The following is a 25,152-nucleotide window of genomic DNA, read 5'->3' as shown; positions in this document are numbered from 1 at the left end:
TTTTGAATTTGAGAATTTCTTCTCGTGGCTCGTATAGCGGCATCTGTTAATATATGCTATTAGCTACATACCAATATTGTTCAGTGCCTATCTGAACAATTTTTTGCATTTCACTAAGTATTCGTGTAAAGCTTTAATTCGATTATAAAAAAATAAAAGAATTCCGATTTCCCAGAACTCTTTGATACAAATATATGAAAGTTAAAATGAAATTCAAAAAAGACGCGTTTATAAGCGAACCCCTTTAAATACCAGCGAACTATTCAACTATTCGTATGGTCGTTTTAATATTTCAGAGTAAATAACAGCCTGTCTCAAATCAATTTGCTCTTTATCAAAGTATGATACTTCCTCCAATTCTTCAACCTCAAGAATCACAGGAGCTGGTGGCGGAGTGGGCGCAGTCTTTTTAACCTCTTTTTTGAATGTTCGAAAAGCCGTCGCTTGATTCTTTTCTGGTGACTTTACAACAGCCGGCTTTGGCGTTTCAATTTTTGGCTTCTGAAAGAGTTCTTTTAACTCGCTCACAATATCTTCTTCATCCATTGGATGATAGGTTGGCGCCTGTTCATCTGGTGCAGGCATTTGCTTTTTGGCCTGTTTTTGTTTTTTAAAAGCACTAAAAACTAAGGCAGCCAACATTGCTAATATGTACAGTATATTCCCTATATCATCCATAATCTTCGGTTTGAATATTGAGCCAAATTACCAATTTTAAGCGAACAATAACAAAAATAACACTTGATATCTTTAAGCACACTGACTTTTAATAAAAAAAACCACGCAAATGTTATAGTGCTAATTAACCAACAATATTACATTCGCACCTACGTTTTAATGACAAATAATTAATGATGAAAAAGCTATTAACACTACTTTCAATATGCATATTGACCCTTAGCTGTCAAAAAGATTCTGTTGAAATAATTCCTAATGTGCGATTCACCGCCGAGATTAATCTGGATAATCCACAATACTCTGGCAGTAATCCTTTTATTGTATTACCTGGCGGCACTAACCAGCACGTTGGCATCAAAGGAGTGGTGGTGTATGAGTTAAGCCGAAGCGACTATTATGCCTTTGATTTGATGTGTACCCATCAACATGAAAAAACCACACCATACTTTGTACAAATTGTTAAACCGGGTGACATTGTATTAAAATGCCCTGAGTGTGGTTCTGAATATAATGTAGCGGTAGAATATGGAAGCGTTGTGAAAGGTCCGGCCAAATGGCCACTAAAACGCTATCAAACATCGGTTAGCAATAATATCCTGCGCATTTGGAACTAACGGCGTATATATGGCATAGTATTTGCTTAAATCAAAGTCTTGTCAGTAATTCAACATACTGAAGTAGCACACTTGTTACATTCCCCCTAAATGCCCCGGCTTTGTCGGGGCATTTTTTTAATCCTCTGATTTCGATTTAGAAAGGCAGATTTCCCAGATCGACATTACCACCAGAAATTATGAGCCCGACCTTTTGATTGGCAAACACAGCTCTATTCTCAAGTATGGCGGCCAAAGGTACTGCCGACGATGGCTCAATAATAATTTTCATGCGCTCCCACACCATACGCATGGCTATACGGATGCTTTCTTCTTCAACCACATAAATATCATCCACTTTATTTTTGATGATCTCAAAAGTTAAAGTACCTAGTGATGTTCTTAATCCATCAGCTATGGTATTGGGATTATCAACCGGAAAAAACTCACCTGCTTTAAACGAGCGATAGGCATCATCGGCCATTTTAGGCTCGCCAGCCACCACCTTAATTTCAGGAAATTGTTCTTTCACAAAGGTTGCCGTACCACTTAGCAGTCCACCTCCGCCTACCGGCGTAATGATGGTATTTAAATCACCTTGCTGACCTAGCAACTCCATGGCTGCTGTTCCCTGCCCGCAAATAACTTCCCACTGGTTATATGGATGCACCATTGTAGCTCCTGTATCACTAATTACCTTCACCAGCGTCGATTCTCTTGCCTCAAGCGTTGGCTGGCAAAATGTAATTTTCGCACCATAGCCCGCTACAGCTTTCTTTTTAATTTCAGGCGCATTCTCAGGCATCACAATATAAGCCGTTGCACCATTCTCCCTCGCCGCCAAAGCTAAAGCCGCAGCATGATTGCCTGATGAATGAGTTGCTACACCTTGGGCTTTCTGAGCGTCAGACAATGACAATACCGCATTACATGCTCCACGGTATTTAAATGCTCCTACTTTTTGCAGGTTTTCACACTTAAAAAACAATTCGCAACCAACAATCTGATTAATACTCTTGCTTGTAAATACAGGTGTTTGATGAATATGACTTTTTATACGGTCGTAAGCAACAATAACATCTGCAGCCAAAGGCAAATTCATAATCTATCGCTTTAACTCATTGACAAATTGCTCAACAATCTCGCGCGCCCTAAGCTCATCTTGAGCCATTACATACAAATCAACGGATGTTACTGTACCAGCAACAAATCCGGCTGAAACACCAGACTCAAAATCATTCTTAATCATTGACTCGATACCTTTGTCTGCTAATACGTTTTTAAGATGCGACACTGTTAATTCAGTATCTGAATAAATATTTACAATATCCGTCATAACGATGAATTTTATAAGTTCATAGCGTGCAATACGCACCCAATAAAGATATCATAATTAAGATAGTTAGTTCGAATAATTTGTTAGAAAGTTGATTTAATCTCAGACCGGACTGAAGCGGATCAAAGCTAAAGCGCCAACACTTTTTAACGTTATCTCGCTCTAATAATGTCACTTACACCATATGCGTGGCACACATTTTGAATTACAATAAGTGAACCAATAAAGTTATTACTATGACACGAGTAGAAAAAACAGCATATTATCGCACGTTAATATTGGGACTAGCAACAATTGCCTTACAGGCCCTGTTGCTGGCAGCATTTATATAGGCCTTGAATACGATGCAAGGCCTTAATATCGACTCATAAAGTGGTTCAACCGAAAGTAGATCCAATATAATCAAGCGCTTTATTGATGCGGTAATTATATTCACTGTGCATCTTCATCTAAGTAGTTATAAACTGTTTACATACTCAAAACGGTAATCATCCAACATATTCGAGTATGCTGAACTATTAATCTTTGCATCCAAATCAAGTTTGGAAGATTTAAGAATTTCACCTGGAATTAGAAAGTTAACTTTTATTTCAGGAGCATTAAGAGTCATCGACTTTCCGTTTTCAGAATATTCTCCGGAAATATAATTCCCTTTTTTATACTTCTCCACCAGACTAATATTGTTTGATAAAGTCAGGCTCCACTCACCTGTACGTAATTTGTTTTGCAATTCTCCACAAATAGTAACAGTATCGGCATGGTTATACACAGGCACCTTAAATTGCCAGGTTCCGTTACCATCTTTTAACACCTGTTGCCCTGAACTATCGTATGAGCTTATTACTTCAAATGACTGTCCGCTAACATTTAGGAGATGTTGAGAGCTTCCATTTTCATAATAAAACTTCCAGAGTCCCAATGGCATATCATTCTCAAACAGATACTCACTCTTGAGTTGTCCGTTAGGGTAATAAAACTGAAAGACACCGTCTTTATTGCCATAATTTAAGTGCCCTGTGGCGTAGAGTGTACCATCCATACGATAATCCTGATATGCTCCTTCAATTCTTAAACCATTCGCTATCTTGGCCAAACGGCAATAACTGGCGTATGCTGGAATGGTAAGTTCCCATTCGTTATTATAAAAGAGTTTAGCACACTTGCTGTAGCTTATAATCTCAGGATGAAGATACGTTGATGACGACCTGATTTGCTTGTAGATGCCCGCATAATCCTTTTCATCTGTATGCCCAAGTAATTTGAGGGCATTTTGTCGCTGTTGATAAACTTCAATGGCAAAAGGATTACGTACCAGGTATTCAGAACTCACCCGAAAAGCTTCATTTGCATCCATTGCTGCAATTTCTTCATATTCTTCAAGCAATTGACATTCTGAGAAATTCAATTGATCAATTCTGAAACTGATGGGCAATATGTGCGACGAATGGATAGGCTTCCCATTCACTTTTGCAGGCTCCACCCACTTATCTTCTGTCAATTCAATCAGCCTTAAAGCTTCTTTATCCAACTCGGCCGACACCGAGTGCAGAACCTTAATATTCTGCATCTTTGCATCAGAAGTAATATCAAATTGCAGCAGCACCATTCCCTCCTCCTGCTTAAATAAGGCAGCATCCGGATAATTCAATTCGAGGCTAACAAAATTTACTAAGCTTGAATCATTCCCCACAATACAAACAGGCATCTCCACATTTTCAACAGGAAAAACCGGATGATTAATTGGTCTTAAATCCTCATTATTACATTTATAGAAAAAATAATTCTGACAAGATTTATTATAATCTCTGGCATAAAGCCAATCCAAACAGGCTTCCCGTTTCATCTTAAGATTGAACTTTGCTGCACCCCGACTAAAATAAAGGTTATACTTTTCGGGTTCGCGAGCCAATACGAAGTTATAATCTCTAATAGCACTTTTAAAATGCTGTGATTCAAGATGAATATTTCCGCGATAGTTACGATAGCGGGCATTATTGGGCTCCATACTAATAAGCAGATCGAAATAAAAAAGTGCATTATCCATCGCACCACTTTTATCAAGAAACTGACCTTTCATATAGAAATACTGTGAATCAATAGGCTTATATACATATGCCTGTTCAAGTTCGGCGAGTGCCTGTTGATGATTCTTCAGATGATAGTTGATATAACTTTTCCTAACATAGGTATTACCATAATAAGGATTGTCTCTTTCGACTTCATCAAAATAATTGAGGGCTTCTGCATATTGCTTTGACTGATACATTTCCTCAGCCTTATTCCACACCTCCCAGTTTATCTGGGAAACAGCTGAATGAACACAGCAAAAAACAAAAAAGGAAAGTAATAGAGGTTGGCGATAATCTTTCATAGGTGATTTAATTTCTCACCTAAAAATAATAAAAAAGAGCAACCAACCAGCTGCTCTTTTTATCCAATATAAAATATTATTCTTATTTACTTGCTTCAATATTCTTGATCAACTCATCAAACAGGAACTCGGTATCTGTTGGTCCGCTTGATGCTTCGGGGTGGAATTGCGTTGAAAAGAAAGGTTTTGTTTTATGCTTAATCCCTTCGTTTGTTTTATCATTAATATTTACAAACAATGGCTCCCACTCATCACTCAAGGTATCATTATCGATGGCGAAACCATGGTTCTGACTGGTAATATAACACGTATCTGTACCTACTTTTATAACCGGGTGATTATGTGCACGGTGACCATACTTCAGCTTGTAAGTGGATGCGCCTGATGCAATTCCCAACAGCTGATTACCCAGGCAAATACCAAATATCGGTTTACCAATTTCAATCGCTTTCTGGATATGCTTGATAGTTACTTCACACATTTGCGGATCCCCAGGCCCGTTTGACAGCATGATACCATCATAGTCTTCCTGTGTGAAATCATAATCCCAGGGCACACGAATAACGGTTGTATCACGCTTCAATAAACAGCGTAGAATGTTGTTTTTAGCCCCGGTATCAACCAGCACTACTTTGTGCTTACCATTACCATACACTTTCTTCTCCTTCACGCTAACTTTAGCTACCAGATTTTCTTTGTTAGGATCAACAAAATCAATTTCTTCTCCTTCCACCTCAATCTTACCAAGCATCGAGCCTTTTTCGCGTAAAATCATGGTTAAGGCTCTTGTGTCGATACCAAAGATACCAGGTACTTTATTCTGAATCAGCCATTCACGAAGGCTGTTCTCAGCATTCCAGTGACTATACTCAAACGAGTAATCAGAAATTACCAGTCCTGAAATATGAATGCGATCTGATTCATGAAACTTAGGAATCCCATTCTCAGTATCATTCTTAGGCACACCATAGTTTCCAATTAGTGGATAAGTAGAAACAAGGATTTGCCCTTCATACGACGGGTCGGTCAAACTCTCGGGATAACCTGTCATGGCGGTATTAAACACTACTTCACCAGCCACCGACTTATGGTATCCAAACGATTTTCCTTCGAAGACAGTTCCGTCTTCCAACACTAGCTTAATCTTTTGTACTTCAGGCATACCTTCTGATACTTAAATCTTTTACAATAAATTCTACACAAAAAATGCATTTATCCGTCCATTGGAATAAATGCATGCATAGGGCTTCCCTTATGCGGCACAAATGTAATAATTATTTACATTACCTCCGAATTTTTAAGTTTTGTTTGCATATTTATAACATATATTTTTCACACAGCGCATAAGTATACAAAAAGAGGGACCCTGCAAATCTCCCCCATGCAAAGGTCCCTCATACCCAATCAACAAAAACTCTTCTTTATCTATTGTCTAATTCTATGTAATCAATCCTGTCACATACATTTTTATATGCCGGACGAATAATGCGTTTACTTGAGAAAGTCACTTCTTCAATTCGGTGAGCACACCATCCTGCAATGCGCGATACCGCAAAAATTGGCGTATAAATTTCTTTCGGTATCTGTAAGCAATCATATACAAACCCACTGTAGAAATCGACATTGGCACAGATAACTTTTGCATTAGCACCTTTAAAGTCATAGAAAACCTGAGGTGCCAGTCGTTCAATGGCAGCATATAAGTGAAACTCATCTAACCTGCCCTTTTCAATGGCCAGTGCTTCGGCCTTCTCTTTGAGCAGTACTGCACGCGGGTCTGAATTAGTATAGATGGCATGTCCAATACCGTATATTTTCCCGGTATTATCAAATGCTTCTTTATTTAATATTTTTAAAAGGTAAGCCTTAATCTCTTTTTCATCGCGCCAGTTCTGAACATTGGCTTTAATGTTCTCCATCATGTCCATCACCTTTAGGTTAGCCCCTCCATGTAAGCCACCTTTCAGTGAGCCTAAAGCTGCTGCAATGGCCGAATAAGTATCGGTTTGTGCCGAACTGACCACACGCGTTGTAAAGGACGAGTTATTTCCACCACCATGTTCGGCATGTATCACCAGGGATAGATCAAGTAAATCAGCTTCCAGTTTCGAATAGTTATCTCCCTTCAGCATATACAGAAAATTCTCTGCCGTACTTAAACCTGGTTGGGGATGACGAATGACCAGCGATTTTTTCTGAAAAGAATGGCGCATGCCAAAATACGAGTAAGCCACAATTACCGGAAATTTAGCAATTAAACTAACAGCTTGTTTAAGCAGATTCTCTGGTGACAGGTCCTCAGCGTTATCATCGGCTGTGTATAGCCCCAGCACAGAACGAGCCAGCATGTTCATGATATCTCTTCCACGTAAAGAAAGAATCATGTTCTTTGAAAAGAATGGTGGCAAATGCCGCTCCTCTTCCAGCTCTTTGGTAAAGGCTTTCAGTTCTTCTGTATTTGGTAAACTCCCTGATAACAACAGGTAGGCCGTTTCTTCGAAACCATGCCTTTGTTTCGACTGAAAACCTTTGGCTAGATCCTTGAGCTCAACTCCGCGATAGAATAGTTTACCATCCTTTGGCACCAGTTTACCATCTACTTTATCGTAGCCCTCAACATCGCCAATAGTGGTTAACCCAACCAATACACCAGAGAAATCGGCATTTCGCAAACCTCTTTTAACACTGAAAGTATCAAATAATGACTTATCAATATCACTTGATGCTACTGCATCCTTCGCCAATTTCTCATACAATGTCATACGCAATTTTATTTTAAAAGGCTTTTTAAAGCTTTATCCACTTTATCAAAACCAAATTCTTTGATTATCTTATCTTTTTTTAGTTCAACCCTATCATTACATAGGTTCCCTATTGAGCCCTCATGACTATGATTAACTTTACCGTCTGTTTCAAACTGACCAGCTTCGATTGCCAAACCAACTTGTTTATAAGCATCCCTGAATGGAACACCACTCAATACCAACTTATTCACTTCCTCAACACTAAACGCAAGCTTATACTTCTCATCCTGCATCACATCAGTCTTTACCTCAATATTCTCGATAGCAAAAGTGGCTACATCCAAACAGTCCAGTAACTCATCAAAAGCCGGCATAAACACTTCTTTAATCAACTGCAGATCTCTAAAATAACCTGTTGGCAAGTTGGCTGTTATCATGCCAATTGTCTCAGGTAAAGCCTGCAGCTTGTTACAATGTGCCCTTAACAATTCAAACACATCCGGGTTCTTCTTATGCGGCATAATACTTGAACCTGTTGTCAATTCATCTGGCAACTTCAGAAATCCGAAGTTCTGACTGGTAAACAAACAGCCGTCAACCGCTAACTTGCCCAATGTTTGAGCAACAGAAGACAGGGCATAGGCCACTGTTCGTTCCATCTTCCCACGTGCCATTTGCGCATAGCCCACATTGTAGTTCAAATCCTCAAATCCTAACAATTCGGTTGTCTGAGTCCTGTTCAAAGGAAATGAGGAGCCATAACCAGCAGCTGTGCCAAGTGGATTTTGATTAGCTGTTCGCCAGGCAGCCTGCACTAACAGCAGATCATCGGCCAGACTTTCGGCAAATGCGCCAAACCATACACCAAATGATGATGGCATAGCCACCTGAAGGTGCGTATAGCCAGGAATCAGCACATCTTTATGCTCATTACTCTTATGCTGAAGCATTTTAAACAGTCTGTCCACAGCATTTACCACATCTTCAATACGACTACGCGTATACAGCTTTAAATCGACCAACACCTGATCATTGCGTGAGCGGCCACTATGAACCTTCTTACCAATATCTCCCAGTTGACGAGTTAGCATCAGTTCAACCTGAGAATGCACATCTTCAATGCCCTCTTCAATTACAAACTGGCCATCAACTGCTTGCTGATAAATAGCTCTAAGTGCCTTCAACAGCTCATTCAGCTCATCTTTAGACAACAAACCAACGCCTTCAAGCATGGTAATATGCGCCATGGTTCCCAATATGTCGAAAGGCGCCAGAAGTACATCCAGCTCACGGTCGCGTCCAACCGTAAATTCCTCAATTCGTTTATTCACAGAGGTTCCTTTATCCCAAAGCTTCATAACTTATCCTTTTATGTTGATTGAATAACTACCACTCCAAAAGAAAGTTACTATTCGTTAGTATTAAACACCTCTATCTTTCGAATTGGCAAATATATTTACTTTTTATTTATAATTAAATATTTTTTGAGTAATTTATATGACTTATGTCACTATTTTTACTTCTTATAAACAACGTCCTGGTCAATAATACACAACCCGTTAAGAAGTTCATAGTATATCTTAACGCCTTCCTTAATTTCGGAGAGATAAATATATTCATCGGGCGTATGTGATCGAGCCGAGTCTCCACAACCAATTTTAACGGTTGTAAAATTCATTACGGCCTGATCAGATGTGGTTGGCGAGCCATAATATGACAGACCCAATTCAATACCTCTTTTGACCAGTGGATGGTCCAAAGCAATAGCCGAGCTGTTCAACCTGTAAGAACGTGGCTTCACATCACATTCCACCTGGCTACTTATAAATTGATGCAGTTCAACATTACTATAGCATTCGTTAAACCTTACATCAACCACAAAACGGCATAAATCGGGTACAACATTATGCTGACTTCCAGCTTCAATTTGCGTGACAGTCATCTTAACCGGTCCCAAATGAGGCGATACTTTCTCAAACTTGTATATCCTGAACCACTCAATATCTTTAAGCGCCTTATACAATGCATTATCGCCCTCTTCACGAGCGGCATGTCCGGTTCTTCCGTGTGCTTCACAATCAAGCACCATCAGGCCTTTTTCTGCCACCGCCATTTGCATTTGCGTGGGCTCACCAACAATACCCAAATCAATGTCACCTAACTCAGGTAATATTGATGCCACTCCATTAGCCCCGGAAATTTCTTCTTCGGCAGTTGCGGCAAATACCAGATTATAATCCAATGCCTCATCTTTCAGGCAAAGAAATGCAGCCATTAGAGCTACCAGTGGTCCACCTGCATCATTACTTCCCAAACCGGTTAGCTTATCCTCTTCGAGTGTTGCCTGAATAGGTTCGTACGTCCATTTTGACGATGGTTTTACTGTGTCGAGGTGTGAATTTAATAAAACAGTAGGTTTTGTGGCATCTTTAGCTTTAGCCCAGCACCACACATTATTGCCCTGCCGATTCACCTTCAAGCTCTTTTGCTCAAGGAAGTCAAACATGATGGTGGCCACTTCATCCTCTTCACGACTAAATGACCGGGTCGAAATCAGCACCTTTAACAGCTCAATGGCTTCACTGGAATATAGTTCTAATTTATCTGTCATACTATTCATTAAAGGATAGCTGTGTTCCTGTTGAAAATCCAGTCTTTAAACCATCTATATTTGTAATAAACACCTCAGAAACACCATGCTTAATGGCTGAAAAACCATTATCCAATTTAGGAATCATGCCTTCATTAATCACGCCACTTTGTTTATACTCATCAAACAGCCTATAGCTAAGGTGAGTAATAACCGAGTTATCATTAGAAGGATCTTCCAATACCCCTTTCTTCTCGAAGCAGTAAACCAGTTGAACCCGGTAGATTTTAGCAAAAGCCTTGGCTAATTCAGCAGCCATGGTATCGGCATTGGTATTTAGCAACTGTCCTTGTCCATTATGCGTCAGAGGGGCTACCACAGGCACAACACCATTGGCAATCAGCTCCTCTATATGCTCAGTATTTACGGCAGTGACGTCACCTGCGTACCCATAATCAATATCCTTAACCGGGCGTTTCACGGCTCGCACCAAATCTAAATCGGCACCAGTCAGCCCCACAGCCTGTTTGTTGAGCGCCTGCAATTGAGCCACCACATTTTTATTTACTAAACCACCATACACCATCACTACCACATCAAGCATGGACTTATCGGTGATACGCCGCCCCTCCACCATCTTAGTTTCTATTCCTAATTGATTGGCAATAGCTGTGGCCGACCGTCCTCCTCCGTGAACGAGGATCTTTTGACCTGCTATACTGGCAAAATCCTTTATGAACGAACTTAAAGCGTCCGGTTCTTCAACAACTTTACCTCCAACTTTTACAATGGTTAATCTATCGTGCATACACCTATTTTAATGCTTCCAACATTCGTTTAATAACTACCTGGGCAGAAACAACGCGGTTGGCTGCTTCGTCAATCACAATGCTGTTTTCACTATCAATCACGCCATCTGTCACAATCATATTACGACGTACAGGCAAGCAGTGCATGAACTTGGCATCATTGGTTAATAACATCTTTTCTTCATCAACCGTCCAACTTTTATCCTGACTTAAAATCTGTCCATACTGCTCATATGAAGCCCAGTTTTTAGCATAGATAAAGTCAGCGTCCTTAAATGCTTTCTTCTGATCGTATTCAACAGTAACACCATCGGTAAATTCAGATGACAACTCATAACCTTTAGGATGTGTCACTACCAAATCAACATCAGCCACCTTCATCCACTCAACAAAGGAATTAGGCACGGCCTGAGGCAGAGCCCTTGGGTGTGGTGCCCATGTAAGCACAACTTTAGGTCTTTCTTTATTCTTATATTCTTCTATGGTGAATAAATCGGCAAAAGCCTGAAGAGGATGCCGCGTGGCAGATTCCATACTAATAATTGGCACACCTGCAAAATTGATAAACTGATTCAGGATTTCCTCTTCATAATCTGCCTTTTTATCTTCAAAAGAGGCAAATGAACGTACCCCAATGATATCACAATAACGACCAATAACCGGCACTGCCTCACGTAAATGCTCAGGCTTATCACCATCCATCACCACGCCAAATTCGGTTTCCAGCTGCCAGCCATCTTTATTAACATCAAGCACAATCACATTCATACCCAGGTTCATAGCGGCCTTTTGCGTACTAAGACGAGTTCGCAGACTTGAGTTAAAAAATATCAGGGTAATGGTTTTGTTCTTACCAAGTGTATCCCATGCATAGGGTGCTTTTTTAACTTCGGCAGCTTCTTTTAGAGCTTGTCCTAAATCACCTATATCATCAACCGTTAAAAATCTTTTCATGTGTTTATATTTTGTTCTTTATTGCCACATGGAACTCGCCAAAAATAATCATGCTCCTGCGTGAGAAGCAATTCTAATGGCTCGTTTCATATGTCTATTTTTTCCTTTTTATAATATTAATAGCAGCCTGAGGCTTCGACACCAATATGACAAACCAGATCCAGATTTACAGTCACTCTCACCACTATAATTGCCTACTATTTAACACGGTACCGCTTGTTAGTGCACTATATGCAACAAAATAGCATTTGTCAACAAGCCCCTTACAATTTTAGGCAGGTCGCACCTGGCCTTCACCCATAACAATCCATTTGTAAGAAGTCAGTTCTTTTAGCCCCATAGGTCCGCGAGCATGCAGTTTTTGCGTACTTATTCCTATTTCTGCACCCAAACCAAACTGAGCTCCATCTGTAAAAGCGGTACTGGCATTTACATACACAGCTGCGGCATCCACTTCATTCAGGTAGCGCTCAATCACATCCTGATCCTCAGCAATGATAGCTTCACTATGCTTTGAGCTGTATTTATAGATATGATCCAGTGCCTCATCAAAAGACGCTACCGTTTTAATGGCGAGCTTATGCGACAAGAACTCAGTACCAAAATCATCTGCTGTGGCTTTTTTCAAAAGCGCATCAGGATATACACTCTGCAGATGTTCATAAGCGCTTTCATCGGCATAAACGACCACTTGTTTTTCAGCCATTGGCTCCACCAGTACAGGCAAATCACTCAAACGGCTTTTGTGAAGCACTAAGCAATCCAGCGCATTACAAACACTTACCCGGCGTGTTTTAGCATTGAACACCACCTTTTGTCCCAGTTCCCAATCGCCTGAAGCATCAAAATAGGTATGAACAATGCCGGCACCTGTTTCGATAACCGGCAACTTTGCATTATCGCGCACCGAATTAATTAAGCCTTGTGAGCCTCTCGGAATCAGCACATCAACATAACCAACGGCCGCCATTAGAGCATCGGTAGCCTTTCGGTCAGCCGGCAGCAGTTGCACAATATCAGGGTTAATTTGCTTGTATTTCAAAACCGACTGAATAATATTCACCAGCACCTCATTGCTATATTCAGCATCACTCCCTCCTTTCAACACACAGGCATTACCTGAGCGCAGACACAAAGCAAACACATCAATCGTTACATTCGGCCGTGCCTCATATATCACACCTACAACACCTAGAGCTACGCGTATTTTTTTAAGTTTAAGCCCATTATTAAGCGTACGTTCTTCGAGTATATCGCCAACAGGACAAGGTAATTTAGCCACATTTAGTAAATCGTCTGCAATGCCCTCAATACGCTCAGCCGTTAACTTCAACCGGTCATATTTAGGATCAGCTTCATCCATCCGGTCTAAATCCTTTTGATTAGCAGCCAATATATCAGCTACAGAATTTTTCAGCATATTGCTGAGCTCTTCCAACACGGCAGCAGTCTTATCTGCACTTAACCGGGTAAGTTCCCTTGAGGCTTGTTTTACTCTTTCGAAATATGCTTGATACATGGTGATAGGTTTGATGATTCAACTTAAAAATTCAGGAAAAACATACAGGTAATCGTAATGCACCAATGGCTTGTACTTACTATCCTGTCTGTGTTTGTTTGCTTTATCTATACTATATGAAGCCTTACCAATACCAATGGTCTGCTTCTGTTCATTCACTATTTTTATCAGATCGCCTTTTTCAAAATCACCCGAAAACTCAACCACTCCAGCCAATAACAGGCTGGTAGCTTTAGATGAGCACAAGGCTTCGATGGCTCCTTGGTTAATACACACCTCTGCTTTTGCAAAACCTTCGGAGTATGCAATCCACTGTTTAACGGCCGGATAGCCCTCCCCGGCAGTGAAATGTGTATGCCTTATTGCTTTGCAATCGGTGAACAAATCCGTAAGAATACCGTCTTGCTGACCATTGGCAATGTGTACATGAATACCTGACATGGCAGACTTTTGAGCAACACGGCACTTGGTTAGCATACCACCACGCCCAAAATCAGATTTGGCGGCTGATATGTATTTCGATAAATCTTTTTCATCGGCCTGGATAACAGGAATCACATTGGCATCCTCATCATCCGGATGCCCATTATAAATTCCATCCACATTTGACAAGATGATTAATCCGTCACACTGCATCATCGAAGCCATCATTCCGCTCAGCTCATCATTATCTGTAAACATAAGGGCTGTAACAGACACCGCATCATTTTCATTAACAACCGGTAAAACCCCACTTTCCCACAAGGCCTCTACACAATTTTTCATATTGAGGTAATGCTCCCGGGTACTAAAATCTTGTTTAGTTACCAGCACCTGGGCTATTGGAATATCATGCAAATCGAACAGTTGAGCGTATAGGTTCATCAACTTCACTTGCCCAACCGATGACAATAGCTGACGCTGCGATACCCGATCCATCTTTTTATCTACAGCCACAGAGTTGCGGGCCGCAGCAACGGCACCTGACGACACCAACACCATCTTTTTACCTGCCTTATGCAAGCGGGCGATCTGCATCACTAATTCATTGATACGACTCTTATTCAAGCCGCCTTCAGAATTAGCCAACACATTAGAGCCAATCTTTATACAAACCTTATCGTACATGCACTACTTTCCGTTTTCAATTTTATTAAACGACGTTAATAAGCCTTTGATTAATGAAGAGCTAAAGCCCTGGTGTTCCATCTCATTAAGACCCGATATGGTTACACCCCGAGGCGTTGTTACCTTATCAATCTCATCTTCGGGGTGAGTCCCCTTTTGAATCAACAAATCAGCTGCTCCTTTAATAGTTTGGGCAGAAATTTGCAAGGCCAGCTTCGAACCAAATCCTATTTCGATACCGCCTTGTGTTGCTGCTCTTATAAAACGCATGGCATAAGCTATGCCACAAGCAGCCAATACGGTAGATGCCGCCATTAGTTCCTCAGGAATAATCAAAGCTTGTCCCATCTGTGAAAATAACTTGAGAACTAAATCTTCCTGCTCCTGATTAGCATTATAGGCAGACACACAAGTCATCGACTCGCCGATTTCGATAGCTGTATTGGGCATAGCACGGAATATTGGCAGCTTCACTGAGCTAAAGCCCTGAATACTTTCGGAGGAAATTCCCGTCGCCAGTGAAATAAGAATGGTATGAGCTTTTAACTCAGGACCAATCTCTTTAACAACCTGCTCAAGCTGATATGGTTTAACACCAAGGAGGATAACATCGGCACCTGACGCTGCCAGCCGATTATCATTTGAAACATTAACACCCTTTTCCAGAAACTCATTCAACAAGGCAGTACGACGCCTGGTAATGTATATCTGTGAGGCTTCTAAAAGACCGTTTGCTAAAAGGCCTTTGGCAATGGCGGTACCCAAATTACCGCCACCAATAATAGCAAGCTTATTAACTTTCATGCTGTAGATTTTTGAGTGGTTCTTACATCAACTTATAAGAAAAACACTGTTTGAGCTTATAAATTTAGGTAAAAACCATCAAAAACCCGACTTAAAGTCTAATCTCGTTCTCGTTCAGGCACCTCAACATTTACGTGCGCCCAGTTTTCACCCGATTTAATTCTGTATAATTGCATCTCACTAATACCAAACTCCCTGGCTATTAACTTTAAGCGTGTTTTGCGATTCGGATCGTTGATCTTCTTCTTCAATCGCATAACCTGTGTGGCACTTAGCTTATGACCTTGTTGTGTCTTCCGTCCTTTTTGCTTTTCTCGAGCTTCTAAAACAGATGGATTGCCTTGCTGATGCGCAAACATCTCAGATTTGCTTGCCCACTTTAGATTCTTGGCGTAATTGTTTGATTTGTTATAATCCAGGTGGATTACAAATTTTTGTTCCTCGGAGGCTTTAGGTAAAAATAATTCAGCTACCAGCTTGTGAATGTAGAACGTCTTTGACTTACCGTTGGGTCTTAAAGGTAATGTTGGATATCCCCTTAACTTTCCACCCCTTATGTAATCGCCGTCCTCGATTTTGTTGGTGTAACTAATAATCCTTCCGTAGTTTGAAATAGCATATCTCTTTTGTAATGCTCCTTCTTCAAACTCTACCTCTTTCCATTCTTCGTTCCAATACGATTTTACCATTGTACCATTTATTATCCACTATCCAAAGCCTCTTCAAGGCCGGATATAAATTCCCCTATATGACTCCCTTTAAGGGTCATTGGAGGCAATAACCTCAATGTGTATGTGCCGGAAACGCCGGTAAAAATATGTTTTTTTATTAATAAGTCCTTTCTTAAACTTGATATTTTTTCATGCCCATCAACAGCAATCATCAAGCCAGCACCCCTAACTGACTTAAACTGACTAAATCGGCTAAGTTCCTGCATCAAAATTTCGCCTTGCTGACAGGCATTTTCAATAAGCTTTTCTTCATTCATAATCTCAAGTACAGCTAAAGCAGCTGCACATGCCAAATAGTTTCCGCCGAAAGTAGTACCCAACATTCCTGGCTGTGCCTTAATGTGGGGCGCAATCAGCACTCCTCCTATCGGAAAGCCGTTACCCATCCCCTTGGCCACTGTAACTATATCCGGTTGAATACCGGCATATTGAAAAGCAAAGAATTTACCACTTCGCCCATATCCCGATTGAATTTCATCCAGAATTAATAACGTTGAGTATTTATGACAGACCGCCTGCAACTGTTTCAGGAAATCGGCTGAGGGCATATGAATCCCTCCAATACCCTGGATACCTTCAATGATAACAGCAGCCACATCGTTGCCCGAAAGCGCTTTTTCAACGGCAGCTATATCTTCCCAGGCCACAATCTCAATTTGATGGCCGCTGTTAAATGGCGCAATAATCTTCGGATTATCCGTTGCAGCAACAGCTCCGGAGGTTCTGCCATGAAACCCTCTTTCGAAGGCCACAATTTTACTCCGCCCCGTGTGAAACGATGCCAGCTTCAATGCGTTTTCGTTGGCTTCAGCACCCGAATTACATAGAAATAGCTGGTAATTGTCCATACCACTTAAAGCTCCAAGTTTCTGAGCTAACTCCTCTTGCATAGGGTTTTGAACCGAATTACTGTAAAAACCTATCTGCTTTAACTGCGAAGTCAACCTGTCGACATAATGCGGATGGCTATGCCCCACAGAAATAACGGCGTGACCTCCATATAAATCGAGGTACTTATTGCCCTTATCGTCCCACACATAACAGTCTTCTCCCCTCACAGGGGTTATATCAAATAATGAGTATACCTCAAATAAGTTCATAGCAATGACTCCTTATTACTAATCGATAAAATCTAATTGTATAACTTTGCTTAGGATGAAGTACCGCAGGCACAAGGCCCACGGTACTCAAAGCAGTTGGCCTTCATACAAAGAAGAATGAACACCTAAAATTTAAACCAAATAACCTGCAACAAGTAAGTTCTTTAACCCACTTAAAACGCTACAGGTTTTAAACGAAGACCTTCTGCTTCATCCAAACCAAATAAAAGATTCATATTTTGCACAGCCTGACCTGATGCCCCCTTCAGCAGGTTATCAATCACGCTGATAATATGTAGTTTCGTTCCGTGTTTTTTCACACTTACCAATGCCCTGTTGGTATTTACCACTTGCTTTACATCCGGACTATTGCGCACAACATGCGTAAATGGATGCGCTGCATAGTAATGTTCATACAGCTCTTGTGCCGCATTCTCTTCAAGCTCGGTCTCCAGATACACCGATGCCAGAATACCGCGTGGATAATTCCCACGCATGGGCACAAAGTTCACTGCATCAGCGAATGCCGGCTGCAATTGCACCAAGGACTCACCAATCTCACCCAGGTGCTGATGAGAAAATGATTTATATACCGAGGCATTGTTATTACGCCAGCTAAAATGTGTAGTGCCAGAACACGCCTGACCGGCTCCAGTTGAACCGGTGATAGCATGCACATGCACTTCTTTCAGCTTGCCGGCTTCAGCCAAAGGCAAAAGAGCAACCTGAATGGCTGTTGCAAAACAACCAGGGTTGGCAATTTTATCAGCCTTTTGAATACGCTTCTTATTCAGCTCTGGCAGGCCATACACAAATCCATCAGCTGTTTCCTTCAGGCGGTAATCATTGCTCAAATCAATAATTTTTCCTTTAAAATCAGCCGGTATAGCTTCCACAAAACTGCGCGAACGCCCATGTCCCATGCATAAAAACAAGACATCAACCTCATAATCAGCTTCAGCTACAAATGACAACTCCGTTTCGCCAACCAAATCAGTATGAATGCTACTAACCGGCAAACCAGCCTGACTTGTACTTTGAGCATAAGTAATTTCGGCTTTGGGGTGATTCAGTAATATCCGAATCAACTCACCCGCCGTATAACCAGCTCCACCTATGATGCCTACCTTAATCATCGCTGTCGTTTAGTTCTAACTGGCCCTTATTAACCGCATTAAATATTTTCATTGGTGTTGCCATAATGGTGGTGAAACCTTCCACATCCTGGGCAGTCCAGGCTTTATTCATCTCACCATACTCACCAAACACATTACTCATTAAGTCGTGATCCGACTCGATTCCCACAACCTCGAAGCGATAAGGCTTGAGTTTGATAATTACCTTACCGGTTACATTGTTCTGCGAACTCTCCAGGAACTTCTCAATATCTCTCATCACTGGCTCCAGGTATTGCGATTCGTGCAGGAACATACCGTACCAGTTAGCTAACTGCTCTTTCCAATGCATCTGCCATTTGGTAAGAACATGCTTCTCAAGTACACGGTGGGCATTGATAATCAACAGTGGAGCAGCCGCTTCAAAGCCTACACGTCCTTTGATACCAATAATAGTATCGCCCACATGCATATCACGGCCAATGGCGTAGGCAGCACCCAGGCTTTCTATTTTCTTAATGGCTTCAATCGGGTCATCGTACACCTCGTTATTCACTGTGGCCAATTCCCCTTTCACAAAGCCCAATTCCATGGTTTCTTCACCTTCTTTCTCAAGTTGACTTGGATAAGCTTCTTCTGGCAAGGTCTGATTGGAAGTTAAGGTTTCTTTACCGCCCACACTTGTTCCCCACAATCCTTTATTTATGGAATATTCCATCTTGGTCCAGTCGCGCACAACACCACGTTCCTTCAAATAATTAATCTCTTCTTCGCGCGATAGTTTTAAATCACGAATTGGTGCAATGACCTTAATATCCGGAGCTAAGACCTGGAACGTTAAATCAAACCTTATCTGATCGTTTCCTGCACCCGTACTACCGTGTGCAATGTATTTAGCTCCAATCGAACGAGCATAATCTACAATAGCCAACGCCTGAAAAATACGCTCTGAACTCACCGACAAGGGGTAAGTATTATTTTTCAGCACATTCCCATAAATCATATAACGGATGCAGCGTCGGTAGTAGCGTTTAGTTACATCAAGCGTTGCATGCTTTGCTACGCCCAGTTCATATGCTTTTGTCTCGATGTCGTTCAGCTCACTTTCGCTAAATCCACCCGTGTTGGCAATGGCCGAGTAAATCTCCAGATTTTTCTCTTCAGCCAGATACTTTACACAAAACGAAGTATCTAAACCTCCACTGTACGCTAATACTACCTTTTCCTTCATCATTATATAATTATCAAATGTCTGTTACCCTATCAGAATAATGCTGTTAAGCTTTTTAAAGTCTTGCCAATCTTTCCATCGCTTTTGCGAACGGCATCGCGCAAACGCGAAAGCATGTTTAATGGCTTTTTACTATTGGTTTGTGCTCCCTTCATCGGATCAAAGAGCATACCTGTACACAAACAGTGCTTCCGTTCTGTCCGCACCAGTATATCATAGTTAACACAACTCTGACAGCCTTTCCAGAACTGCTCATCATCAGTCAACTCCGAAAATGTAACGGGCCGATAACCTAGGTCAGAATTAATTTTCATCACAGCCAATCCGGTGGTTAAGCCAAATATTTTGGCTTGAGGATAGCGCTCTCGTGATAGCTCAAAAGCCTTGGATTTAATGGCCTTCGCCAGCCCGTTAGCCCTGAATTTATCTACCACAATTAACCCTGAGTTAGCTACAAATTTGTCATGCCCCCAGGTTTCGATATAACAGAAACCGGCAAACTCCCCCTTATGCAAAGCCAAAATAGCCTTTCGCTCCTCCATCTTCTTTTGGATATACTCAGGGCTACGCTTGGCAATTCCTGTCCCACGCACTTTAGCTGCTTCAGCTATGGCATTCAGCACCACATCTACATACTCCAGATGCTCTTCTGTTGCGACAAATATGTTAAACTTACTCATATCAATAGTTAATTAGTCAGGTGGCAGCAGTTAAAAGTGAATTACATTTCTCAACCAACGCCTTAACCTTATCTCTCATATAACCCATCAGTTTTATTACAGCTTTAGGTAAGTCTTAACTACAGTCTTCAGCCTAAAAACTAATAAGCTATTTTATAATGTCTTTTCTTTCAGGCCCGGCATAAACAAGGATAAAGCATTGATGACATCCGATTTGGATACCCCTTCGCGGCTAATCAGTAAAATACTGTCGTCGCCCGCAATGGTTCCCAATATTTCGTAAGGGCCGTGACTGTCAATTACTGAAGCAATGCCATTGGCAAAGCCTGGTCGTGTTTTCATGATGGCCAAATGCCCTGAAAACTCAATTGACTCTACACCACTTACCGGAAACTCTTCCTGCTTAACCTGCTCTTCCTGCTTTTGTGCCGACTCTGGCACCACGTATTTATAGCCGGTTTCGGCATCAGGCACCTTGGCCACTTTCAGGTACTTTAAGTCGCGCGACAAAGTAGCCTGTGTTATTTTATATCCTTCTGCTTCGAGCAATACCACCAGCTCTTCCTGCGAACTCACTTTTCGCGAACTGATAATTTGCTTGATAGCCATTAATCGTTGTGCTTTAATTTTCATTTGGTTCTTCTTCTTTGTTGATTGTATATTTATACATCGACGATGCAAATTTATTCAATAATTATAAATTTCAAAGCTGTTTTTTGCAAAAAATATGTATTTTTGCACGACAATAATTTCAAAAACGCATAAAACAACAGTTGCGAGTGACATTATTTAGTGTAAACATACGCTTATCAGACCACGCTCATCAAGGGTTAGCACTTCTGTTTCTCATTCCTTTTTCATTTTTTCAATCGCTATTGGTTTTAATCAAAACCAGGCAATCGGCATGTATAAAAATGAAAAACAGCAACACAGCAAACAGCACAAGTGCTTATTTAAACCTCAGAAACTGTATAATTATAGACAAAAGATGTTAAAATTCAGTCGTAAAATAGCGTCTTTGCATTTGCTTATTGTCGATGATGTTTTGAACTTGCTATTTATAAAGGCAGGTTTTATTGTATCGGAAAATAGAAAACAATAATAATAGAAATAAGATGAAGAAGAACGTCAAAAAGGTAGTAGTTCTGGGCTCTGGTGCGCTCAAGATTGGAGAAGCCGGCGAATTTGATTACTCAGGTTCACAGGCACTCAAAGCACTCAAGGAGGAAGGCATCGAAACGGTTTTAATTAACCCTAACATTGCCACTGTCCAAACTTCTGAAGGCATCGCAGATAAAATTTATTATCTGCCTGTAACACCATACTTTGTTGAGCAGGTTATTAAGAAAGAAAGTCCCGAAGGTATTCTTTTGGCGTTTGGAGGACAGACAGCACTAAACTGTGGTACGGCACTTTACGAGGCCGGCACACTTGCTAAGTACAATGTTGAAGTACTTGGTACACCTGTTCAGGCCATCATCAACACCGAGGACCGCGAGATTTTTGCCAACCAGCTTAAGCAAATTAACGTTAAGACACCGGTTAGTATTGCAGTAACCTCAGTAGAGGAAGCGGTTGAAGCATCTAAAAAGATTGGGTTCCCAATTATTGTACGTGCAGCCTATACCCTTGGAGGAATGGGCTCGGGCTTCTGTCACTCAACTGAAGAGTTAATTGAGCGAGCTGAAAATGCCTTCTCCTATTCGAACCAGATATTGGTTGAAGAATCGCTGAAAGGATGGAAAGAGGTAGAGTATGAAGTAGTGCGTGATGCATACAACAACTGTATCACCGTTTGTAACATGGAAAACTTTGACCCGCTGGGTATCCACACTGGTGAGTCTATTGTAGTAGCGCCTTCTCAAACTCTTTCTAATGCCGAATACCACAAGCTGCGTGAGCTGGCCATCAAGATCATTCGCCACATAGGTATTGTGGGTGAGTGTAACGTACAGTATGCCCTGGACCCTTATTCGGAAGATTATCGAGTGATTGAGGTAAATGCGCGTCTGTCACGCTCATCGGCCCTGGCCTCAAAAGCCACCGGTTATCCGCTGGCCTTTATTGCTGCCAAGCTAGGATTAGGCTATAGCCTGCACGAACTGAAGAATTCAGTCACCAAAACCACAACTGCCTTCTTTGAACCTGCACTGGACTATATCGTATGTAAGATTCCTCGTTGGGACTTAGGTAAGTTTACCGGCGTATCAAAAGAGATTGGCTCAAGCATGAAGTCGGTGGGTGAAATTATGGCCATTGGTCGCAACTTTGAAGAAGCTATCCAGAAAGGTTTGCGAATGGTTGGCCAAGGTATGCACGGCTTTGTGGGCAACCAGCCATTTTCGAAGGATATCAAGAAGGAATTGGAAGAACCAACTGACCAGCGTGTATTTGCCATTGCCGAAGCCTTACAGAATGGCGCAACAGTAGATGAGATACACGAGCTGACACGCATTGATAAATGGTTCCTTGAAAAACTGAAGAACATATCAGACCATGCCAATGTACTTGAAAAGCACGATGCTTTAGACAAATTACCTGAAGACGCTCTGCTGGACGCCAAGAAAATGGGCTTCTCCGACTTCCAGGTGGCGCGCTTAGTGCTTAAGTCAGAAAACATGGAAGAGGGTCTGCTAAAAGTTCGCGACTTCCGTAAAGCCAATGGCATATTACCTGTAGTAAAACAGATTGATACCATGGCTGGTGAGTTCCCGGCGAAAATTAACTATCTATACCTGACTTATAGTGGTACAACACACGATATCGACTACGAAAAAGATGGTCAATCAGTAATTGTGCTTGGTTCAGGTGCCTATCGCATTGGTTCATCGGTAGAATTCGACTGGTGTAGTGTAAATGCACTGAATACCATTAACAAGCAAGAGAATCATCGCTCGGTGATGATCAACTATAACCCTGAAACGGTGAGTACCGACTATGATATGTGCGATCGTCTGTACTTTGATGAGCTAACTCAGGAGCGCGTGCTGGATATCATCGACCTGGAAACACCTAAGGGAGTAATTGTATCGATGGGTGGTCAGATACCTAACAACCTCGCCATGAAACTGCACCGTCAGGAGGTACCAATACTTGGCACTTCGCCAGAAGATATTGACCGTGCCGAAAACCGTCAGAAGTTCTCAAGCCTGTTGGACGAGCTTGGTGTTGACCAGCCACGCTGGAGCGAGCTGACATCCATCGAAGACATCTTCACATTTGTGGATGAAGTAGGCTTCCCCGTATTGGTGCGTCCTTCATACGTACTTTCAGGTGCCGCCATGAATGTGGTATCGAACAAAGACGAGCTGGAGCATTTCTTAACACTGGCCGCCAACGTTTCGAAAGAGTTCCCGGTAGTAGTTTCGGAATTCATCGAGCAAGCCAAGGAGATTGAAGTAGATGCTGTAGCTAACAACGGCGAAGTGGTTGGATACGCCATCAGTGAGCACATTGAGTTTGCCGGCGTGCACTCAGGTGATGCTACCATCGTGTTCCCGCCACAGAAACTGTATGTGGAGACCATCCGCCGTGTGAAAAAGATAGCCCGCCAGATTGCCAAAGGTCTAAACATTACCGGACCTTTCAACATGCAGCTACTGGCTAAGGATAACGATATTAAAGTAATTGAGTGTAACCTGCGTGCATCACGTAGTTTCCCATTCGTTTCGAAAGTATTGAAGGTGAACCTGATTGACCTGGCTACACGTGCCATGCTTGGCCTGCCGGTTGAGAAGCTCACAAAGAGTTCGTTTGAACTGGATTATGTAGGTATTAAAGCGCCTCAGTTCTCGTTTGCCCGCTTGGCCAAGGCCGACCCGGTATTGGGAGTGGATATGTCATCAACCGGTGAGGTGGGCTGTATTGGCGAGAGCTATTACGATGCTGTGCTTCAGTCGATGCTGGCAGTAGGTTACCGTATCCCTGAAAAGAACATACTAATATCATCAGGGCCTGCCCGCTCAAAACTGGAATTGCTGCAAAGTGCCCGTATGCTAAAAGAGCGTGGCTACAACCTGTTTGCTACCGGTGGAACGCATAAGTTCTTCGCTGAGAATGGCGTGGAAACAACCTTACTTCACTGGCCAAGTGAGAATAAACAGCCAAACACGGTGGATTACATCCGTGAGAAGAAGATTGATTTTGTGATTAACATTCCGAAGAACCTGAGCAAGGATGAGTTAAAGAATGGCTACTCGATTCGACGCGATGCCATTGACTTTAACATTCCGTTAATTACCAATGCCCGCCTGGCAAGTGCCTTTATTTATTCATTCTGTAAGCTGGATATGGATGATATAAGCATTAAGCATTGGGGAGAGTATAAATAAAATAGGCAGTAGTTAACAGGCAGTAGTCAGTATTGATTAGCGGCTTGCTTAATAGACTGTTAGATAATAGACATAAAGACTATTAGATATTAGAGCCCTGCATCGTTGGATGTGGGGCTTTTCAAATTTTAACACAGAGGCACGGACGCGCAGAGTTTCTTTATATAACGTTAATCAATGCTTCCCTGGGGAAGCTGTCTGAAAGACTGAAGGGGAGATGCTAAACGTCATTCTCAACGTCTGTCTTTAACTTCGATAGCTGCATTATGATGAAAGTTACCTCCACATCACCTCCAAAAACATCCATATTATTGCTTGAAACCTGGAGTGTACCTCATTCTTAGAGCCCGTTATGCTCAACGAGCTCACTGATTATAATATCAACATACAATTTAATGTCTAGAACATCCTATAAGATATTACCGACATCAATATTGAATACTCAAATGTCTCGAAACA

At 41.6% G+C, this 25,152-nt stretch carries 21 protein-coding genes; 2 read left to right on the top strand and 19 right to left on the bottom strand.

The window, feature by feature from the left end; all coding sequences use genetic code 11:
- Positions 1–267: 267 nt before the first annotated feature.
- A complete protein-coding gene (locus KDU71_RS13505) occupies positions 268–678 on the bottom strand; it encodes a hypothetical protein (RefSeq protein ID WP_212191614.1) in 411 nt (136 codons plus the stop codon).
- A gap of 176 nt (positions 679–854) precedes the next feature.
- On the opposite strand from KDU71_RS13505, the gene KDU71_RS13500 reads away from it, so the two are divergent.
- Positions 855–1,292: a Rieske 2Fe-2S domain-containing protein gene (locus KDU71_RS13500; protein WP_212191613.1), complete on the top strand. Its 438-nt coding sequence runs from the start codon at positions 855–857 to the stop codon at positions 1,290–1,292.
- Positions 1,293–1,428: 136 nt separating this feature from the next.
- Here KDU71_RS13500 and KDU71_RS13495 read toward each other — a convergent pair whose 3' ends face one another.
- The 18 genes from KDU71_RS13495 to argR all read right to left on the bottom strand — a co-directional run bounded on the left by KDU71_RS13495 (position 1,429) and on the right by argR (position 20,995).
- Positions 1,429–2,373 (bottom strand): pyridoxal-phosphate dependent enzyme, encoded by a 945-nt coding sequence (locus KDU71_RS13495; protein WP_212191612.1) that lies wholly within the window; start codon positions 2,371–2,373, stop codon positions 1,429–1,431.
- A gap of 3 nt (positions 2,374–2,376) precedes the next feature.
- Positions 2,377–2,607 carry a putative signal transducing protein gene (locus KDU71_RS13490; protein WP_212191611.1) on the bottom strand — a complete coding sequence of 77 codons (231 nt, stop codon included), beginning with the start codon at positions 2,605–2,607 and terminating at the stop codon, positions 2,377–2,379.
- A 457-nt stretch (positions 2,608–3,064) separates the two neighbouring features.
- The gene (locus tag KDU71_RS13485) at positions 3,065–4,978 is read right to left on the bottom strand and encodes a TonB family protein (protein WP_212191610.1); all 1,914 of its coding nucleotides are present in this window, start codon (positions 4,976–4,978) and stop codon (positions 3,065–3,067) included.
- A gap of 82 nt (positions 4,979–5,060) precedes the next feature.
- Positions 5,061–6,140, bottom strand: coding sequence for a glutamine-hydrolyzing carbamoyl-phosphate synthase small subunit (gene carA / locus KDU71_RS13480; protein WP_212191609.1), 1,080 nt, complete (start codon positions 6,138–6,140; stop codon positions 5,061–5,063).
- A 259-nt stretch (positions 6,141–6,399) separates the two neighbouring features.
- Complete coding sequence (locus tag KDU71_RS13475) at positions 6,400–7,740, bottom strand: citrate/2-methylcitrate synthase (protein ID WP_212191608.1); 1,341 nt, start codon at positions 7,738–7,740, stop codon at positions 6,400–6,402.
- 8 nt (positions 7,741–7,748) lie between these two features.
- A complete protein-coding gene (gene argH / locus KDU71_RS13470; protein WP_212191607.1) occupies positions 7,749–9,080 on the bottom strand; it encodes an argininosuccinate lyase in 1,332 nt (443 codons plus the stop codon).
- Positions 9,081–9,238: 158 nt separating this feature from the next.
- Positions 9,239–10,333: a M20 family metallo-hydrolase gene (locus KDU71_RS13465; protein ID WP_212191606.1), complete on the bottom strand. Its 1,095-nt coding sequence runs from the start codon at positions 10,331–10,333 to the stop codon at positions 9,239–9,241.
- Between the two features lies 1 nt (position 10,334).
- Positions 10,335–11,120: an acetylglutamate kinase gene (argB, locus tag KDU71_RS13460; protein WP_212191605.1), complete on the bottom strand. Its 786-nt coding sequence runs from the start codon at positions 11,118–11,120 to the stop codon at positions 10,335–10,337.
- Positions 11,121–11,124: 4 nt separating this feature from the next.
- The gene (locus KDU71_RS13455; protein ID WP_212191604.1) at positions 11,125–12,075 is read right to left on the bottom strand and encodes an N-acetylornithine carbamoyltransferase; all 951 of its coding nucleotides are present in this window, start codon (positions 12,073–12,075) and stop codon (positions 11,125–11,127) included.
- A gap of 271 nt (positions 12,076–12,346) precedes the next feature.
- Positions 12,347–13,594, bottom strand: a complete 1,248-nt coding sequence (locus KDU71_RS13450) for a glutamate-5-semialdehyde dehydrogenase (protein WP_212191603.1) — start codon at positions 13,592–13,594, stop codon at positions 12,347–12,349.
- An 18-nt stretch (positions 13,595–13,612) separates the two neighbouring features.
- Complete coding sequence (gene proB / locus KDU71_RS13445) at positions 13,613–14,701, bottom strand: glutamate 5-kinase (RefSeq protein ID WP_212191602.1); 1,089 nt, start codon at positions 14,699–14,701, stop codon at positions 13,613–13,615.
- A 3-nt stretch (positions 14,702–14,704) separates the two neighbouring features.
- Positions 14,705–15,505 carry a pyrroline-5-carboxylate reductase gene (proC, locus tag KDU71_RS13440; protein WP_212191601.1) on the bottom strand — a complete coding sequence of 267 codons (801 nt, stop codon included), beginning with the start codon at positions 15,503–15,505 and terminating at the stop codon, positions 14,705–14,707.
- Positions 15,506–15,603: 98 nt separating this feature from the next.
- On the bottom strand, positions 15,604–16,194 hold the full coding sequence (locus KDU71_RS13435) for an NUMOD4 domain-containing protein (protein ID WP_212191600.1): 591 nt from the start codon (positions 16,192–16,194) through the stop codon (positions 15,604–15,606).
- Between the two features lie 11 nt (positions 16,195–16,205).
- Positions 16,206–17,336, bottom strand: coding sequence for an aspartate aminotransferase family protein (locus KDU71_RS13430; protein WP_212191599.1), 1,131 nt, complete (start codon positions 17,334–17,336; stop codon positions 16,206–16,208).
- A 173-nt stretch (positions 17,337–17,509) separates the two neighbouring features.
- Positions 17,510–18,472, bottom strand: coding sequence for an N-acetyl-gamma-glutamyl-phosphate reductase (gene argC / locus KDU71_RS13425; RefSeq protein WP_212191598.1), 963 nt, complete (start codon positions 18,470–18,472; stop codon positions 17,510–17,512).
- Entirely contained in the window at positions 18,465–19,685 is a 1,221-nt protein-coding gene (locus KDU71_RS13420) for an argininosuccinate synthase (protein WP_244828489.1), read from the bottom strand. Before KDU71_RS13420 ends, argC begins: the two co-directional genes overlap by 8 nt.
- A gap of 29 nt (positions 19,686–19,714) precedes the next feature.
- Positions 19,715–20,362: a GNAT family N-acetyltransferase gene (locus KDU71_RS13415; RefSeq protein ID WP_212191597.1), complete on the bottom strand. Its 648-nt coding sequence runs from the start codon at positions 20,360–20,362 to the stop codon at positions 19,715–19,717.
- A gap of 153 nt (positions 20,363–20,515) precedes the next feature.
- On the bottom strand, positions 20,516–20,995 hold the full coding sequence (gene argR / locus KDU71_RS13410) for an arginine repressor (RefSeq protein WP_212191596.1): 480 nt from the start codon (positions 20,993–20,995) through the stop codon (positions 20,516–20,518).
- 482 nt (positions 20,996–21,477) lie between these two features.
- Here argR and carB point away from each other — a divergent pair, with 482 nt between their 5' ends.
- The gene (carB, locus tag KDU71_RS13405) at positions 21,478–24,693 is read left to right on the top strand and encodes a carbamoyl-phosphate synthase (glutamine-hydrolyzing) large subunit (RefSeq protein WP_212191595.1); all 3,216 of its coding nucleotides are present in this window, start codon (positions 21,478–21,480) and stop codon (positions 24,691–24,693) included.
- The last annotated feature ends 459 nt before the right edge of the window (positions 24,694–25,152 follow it).

Origin of the sequence: Carboxylicivirga sediminis (assembly GCF_018156225.1) — a bacterium.
In the GTDB taxonomy this organism is placed as follows: Bacteria; Bacteroidota; Bacteroidia; order Bacteroidales; family Marinilabiliaceae; genus Carboxylicivirga; species Carboxylicivirga sediminis.
Note: the sequence above shows the minus strand (reverse complement) of the source record. Positions and strands in the feature narration are given on the sequence as shown.

Coding starts and splice junctions, on each gene's coding strand:
- KDU71_RS13490 (WP_212191611.1), bottom strand. CDS start 2,607: ATGACGGATATTGTAAATATTTATTCAGATACTGAATTAACAGTGTCG.
- KDU71_RS13500 (WP_212191613.1), top strand. CDS start 855: ATGAAAAAGCTATTAACACTACTTTCAATATGCATATTGACCCTTAGC.
- carB (WP_212191595.1), top strand. CDS start 21,478: ATGAAGAAGAACGTCAAAAAGGTAGTAGTTCTGGGCTCTGGTGCGCTC.
- argR (WP_212191596.1), bottom strand. CDS start 20,995: ATGAAAATTAAAGCACAACGATTAATGGCTATCAAGCAAATTATCAGT.
- KDU71_RS13415 (WP_212191597.1), bottom strand. CDS start 20,362: ATGAGTAAGTTTAACATATTTGTCGCAACAGAAGAGCATCTGGAGTAT.
- KDU71_RS13455 (WP_212191604.1), bottom strand. CDS start 12,075: ATGAAAAGATTTTTAACGGTTGATGATATAGGTGATTTAGGACAAGCT.
- KDU71_RS13450 (WP_212191603.1), bottom strand. CDS start 13,594: ATGTATCAAGCATATTTCGAAAGAGTAAAACAAGCCTCAAGGGAACTT.
- KDU71_RS13430 (WP_212191599.1), bottom strand. CDS start 17,336: ATGAACTTATTTGAGGTATACTCATTATTTGATATAACCCCTGTGAGG.
- argB (WP_212191605.1), bottom strand. CDS start 11,120: ATGCACGATAGATTAACCATTGTAAAAGTTGGAGGTAAAGTTGTTGAA.
- KDU71_RS13505 (WP_212191614.1), bottom strand. CDS start 678: ATGGATGATATAGGGAATATACTGTACATATTAGCAATGTTGGCTGCC.
- KDU71_RS13465 (WP_212191606.1), bottom strand. CDS start 10,333: ATGACAGATAAATTAGAACTATATTCCAGTGAAGCCATTGAGCTGTTA.
- KDU71_RS13435 (WP_212191600.1), bottom strand. CDS start 16,194: ATGGTAAAATCGTATTGGAACGAAGAATGGAAAGAGGTAGAGTTTGAA.
- KDU71_RS13475 (WP_212191608.1), bottom strand. CDS start 7,740: ATGACATTGTATGAGAAATTGGCGAAGGATGCAGTAGCATCAAGTGAT.
- proB (WP_212191602.1), bottom strand. CDS start 14,701: ATGTACGATAAGGTTTGTATAAAGATTGGCTCTAATGTGTTGGCTAAT.
- proC (WP_212191601.1), bottom strand. CDS start 15,505: ATGAAAGTTAATAAGCTTGCTATTATTGGTGGCGGTAATTTGGGTACC.
- KDU71_RS13420 (WP_244828489.1), bottom strand. CDS start 19,685: ATGATGAAGGAAAAGGTAGTATTAGCGTACAGTGGAGGTTTAGATACT.
- KDU71_RS13495 (WP_212191612.1), bottom strand. CDS start 2,373: ATGAATTTGCCTTTGGCTGCAGATGTTATTGTTGCTTACGACCGTATA.
- carA (WP_212191609.1), bottom strand. CDS start 6,140: ATGCCTGAAGTACAAAAGATTAAGCTAGTGTTGGAAGACGGAACTGTC.
- argC (WP_212191598.1), bottom strand. CDS start 18,472: ATGATTAAGGTAGGCATCATAGGTGGAGCTGGTTATACGGCGGGTGAG.
- argH (WP_212191607.1), bottom strand. CDS start 9,080: ATGAAGCTTTGGGATAAAGGAACCTCTGTGAATAAACGAATTGAGGAA.
- KDU71_RS13485 (WP_212191610.1), bottom strand. CDS start 4,978: ATGAAAGATTATCGCCAACCTCTATTACTTTCCTTTTTTGTTTTTTGC.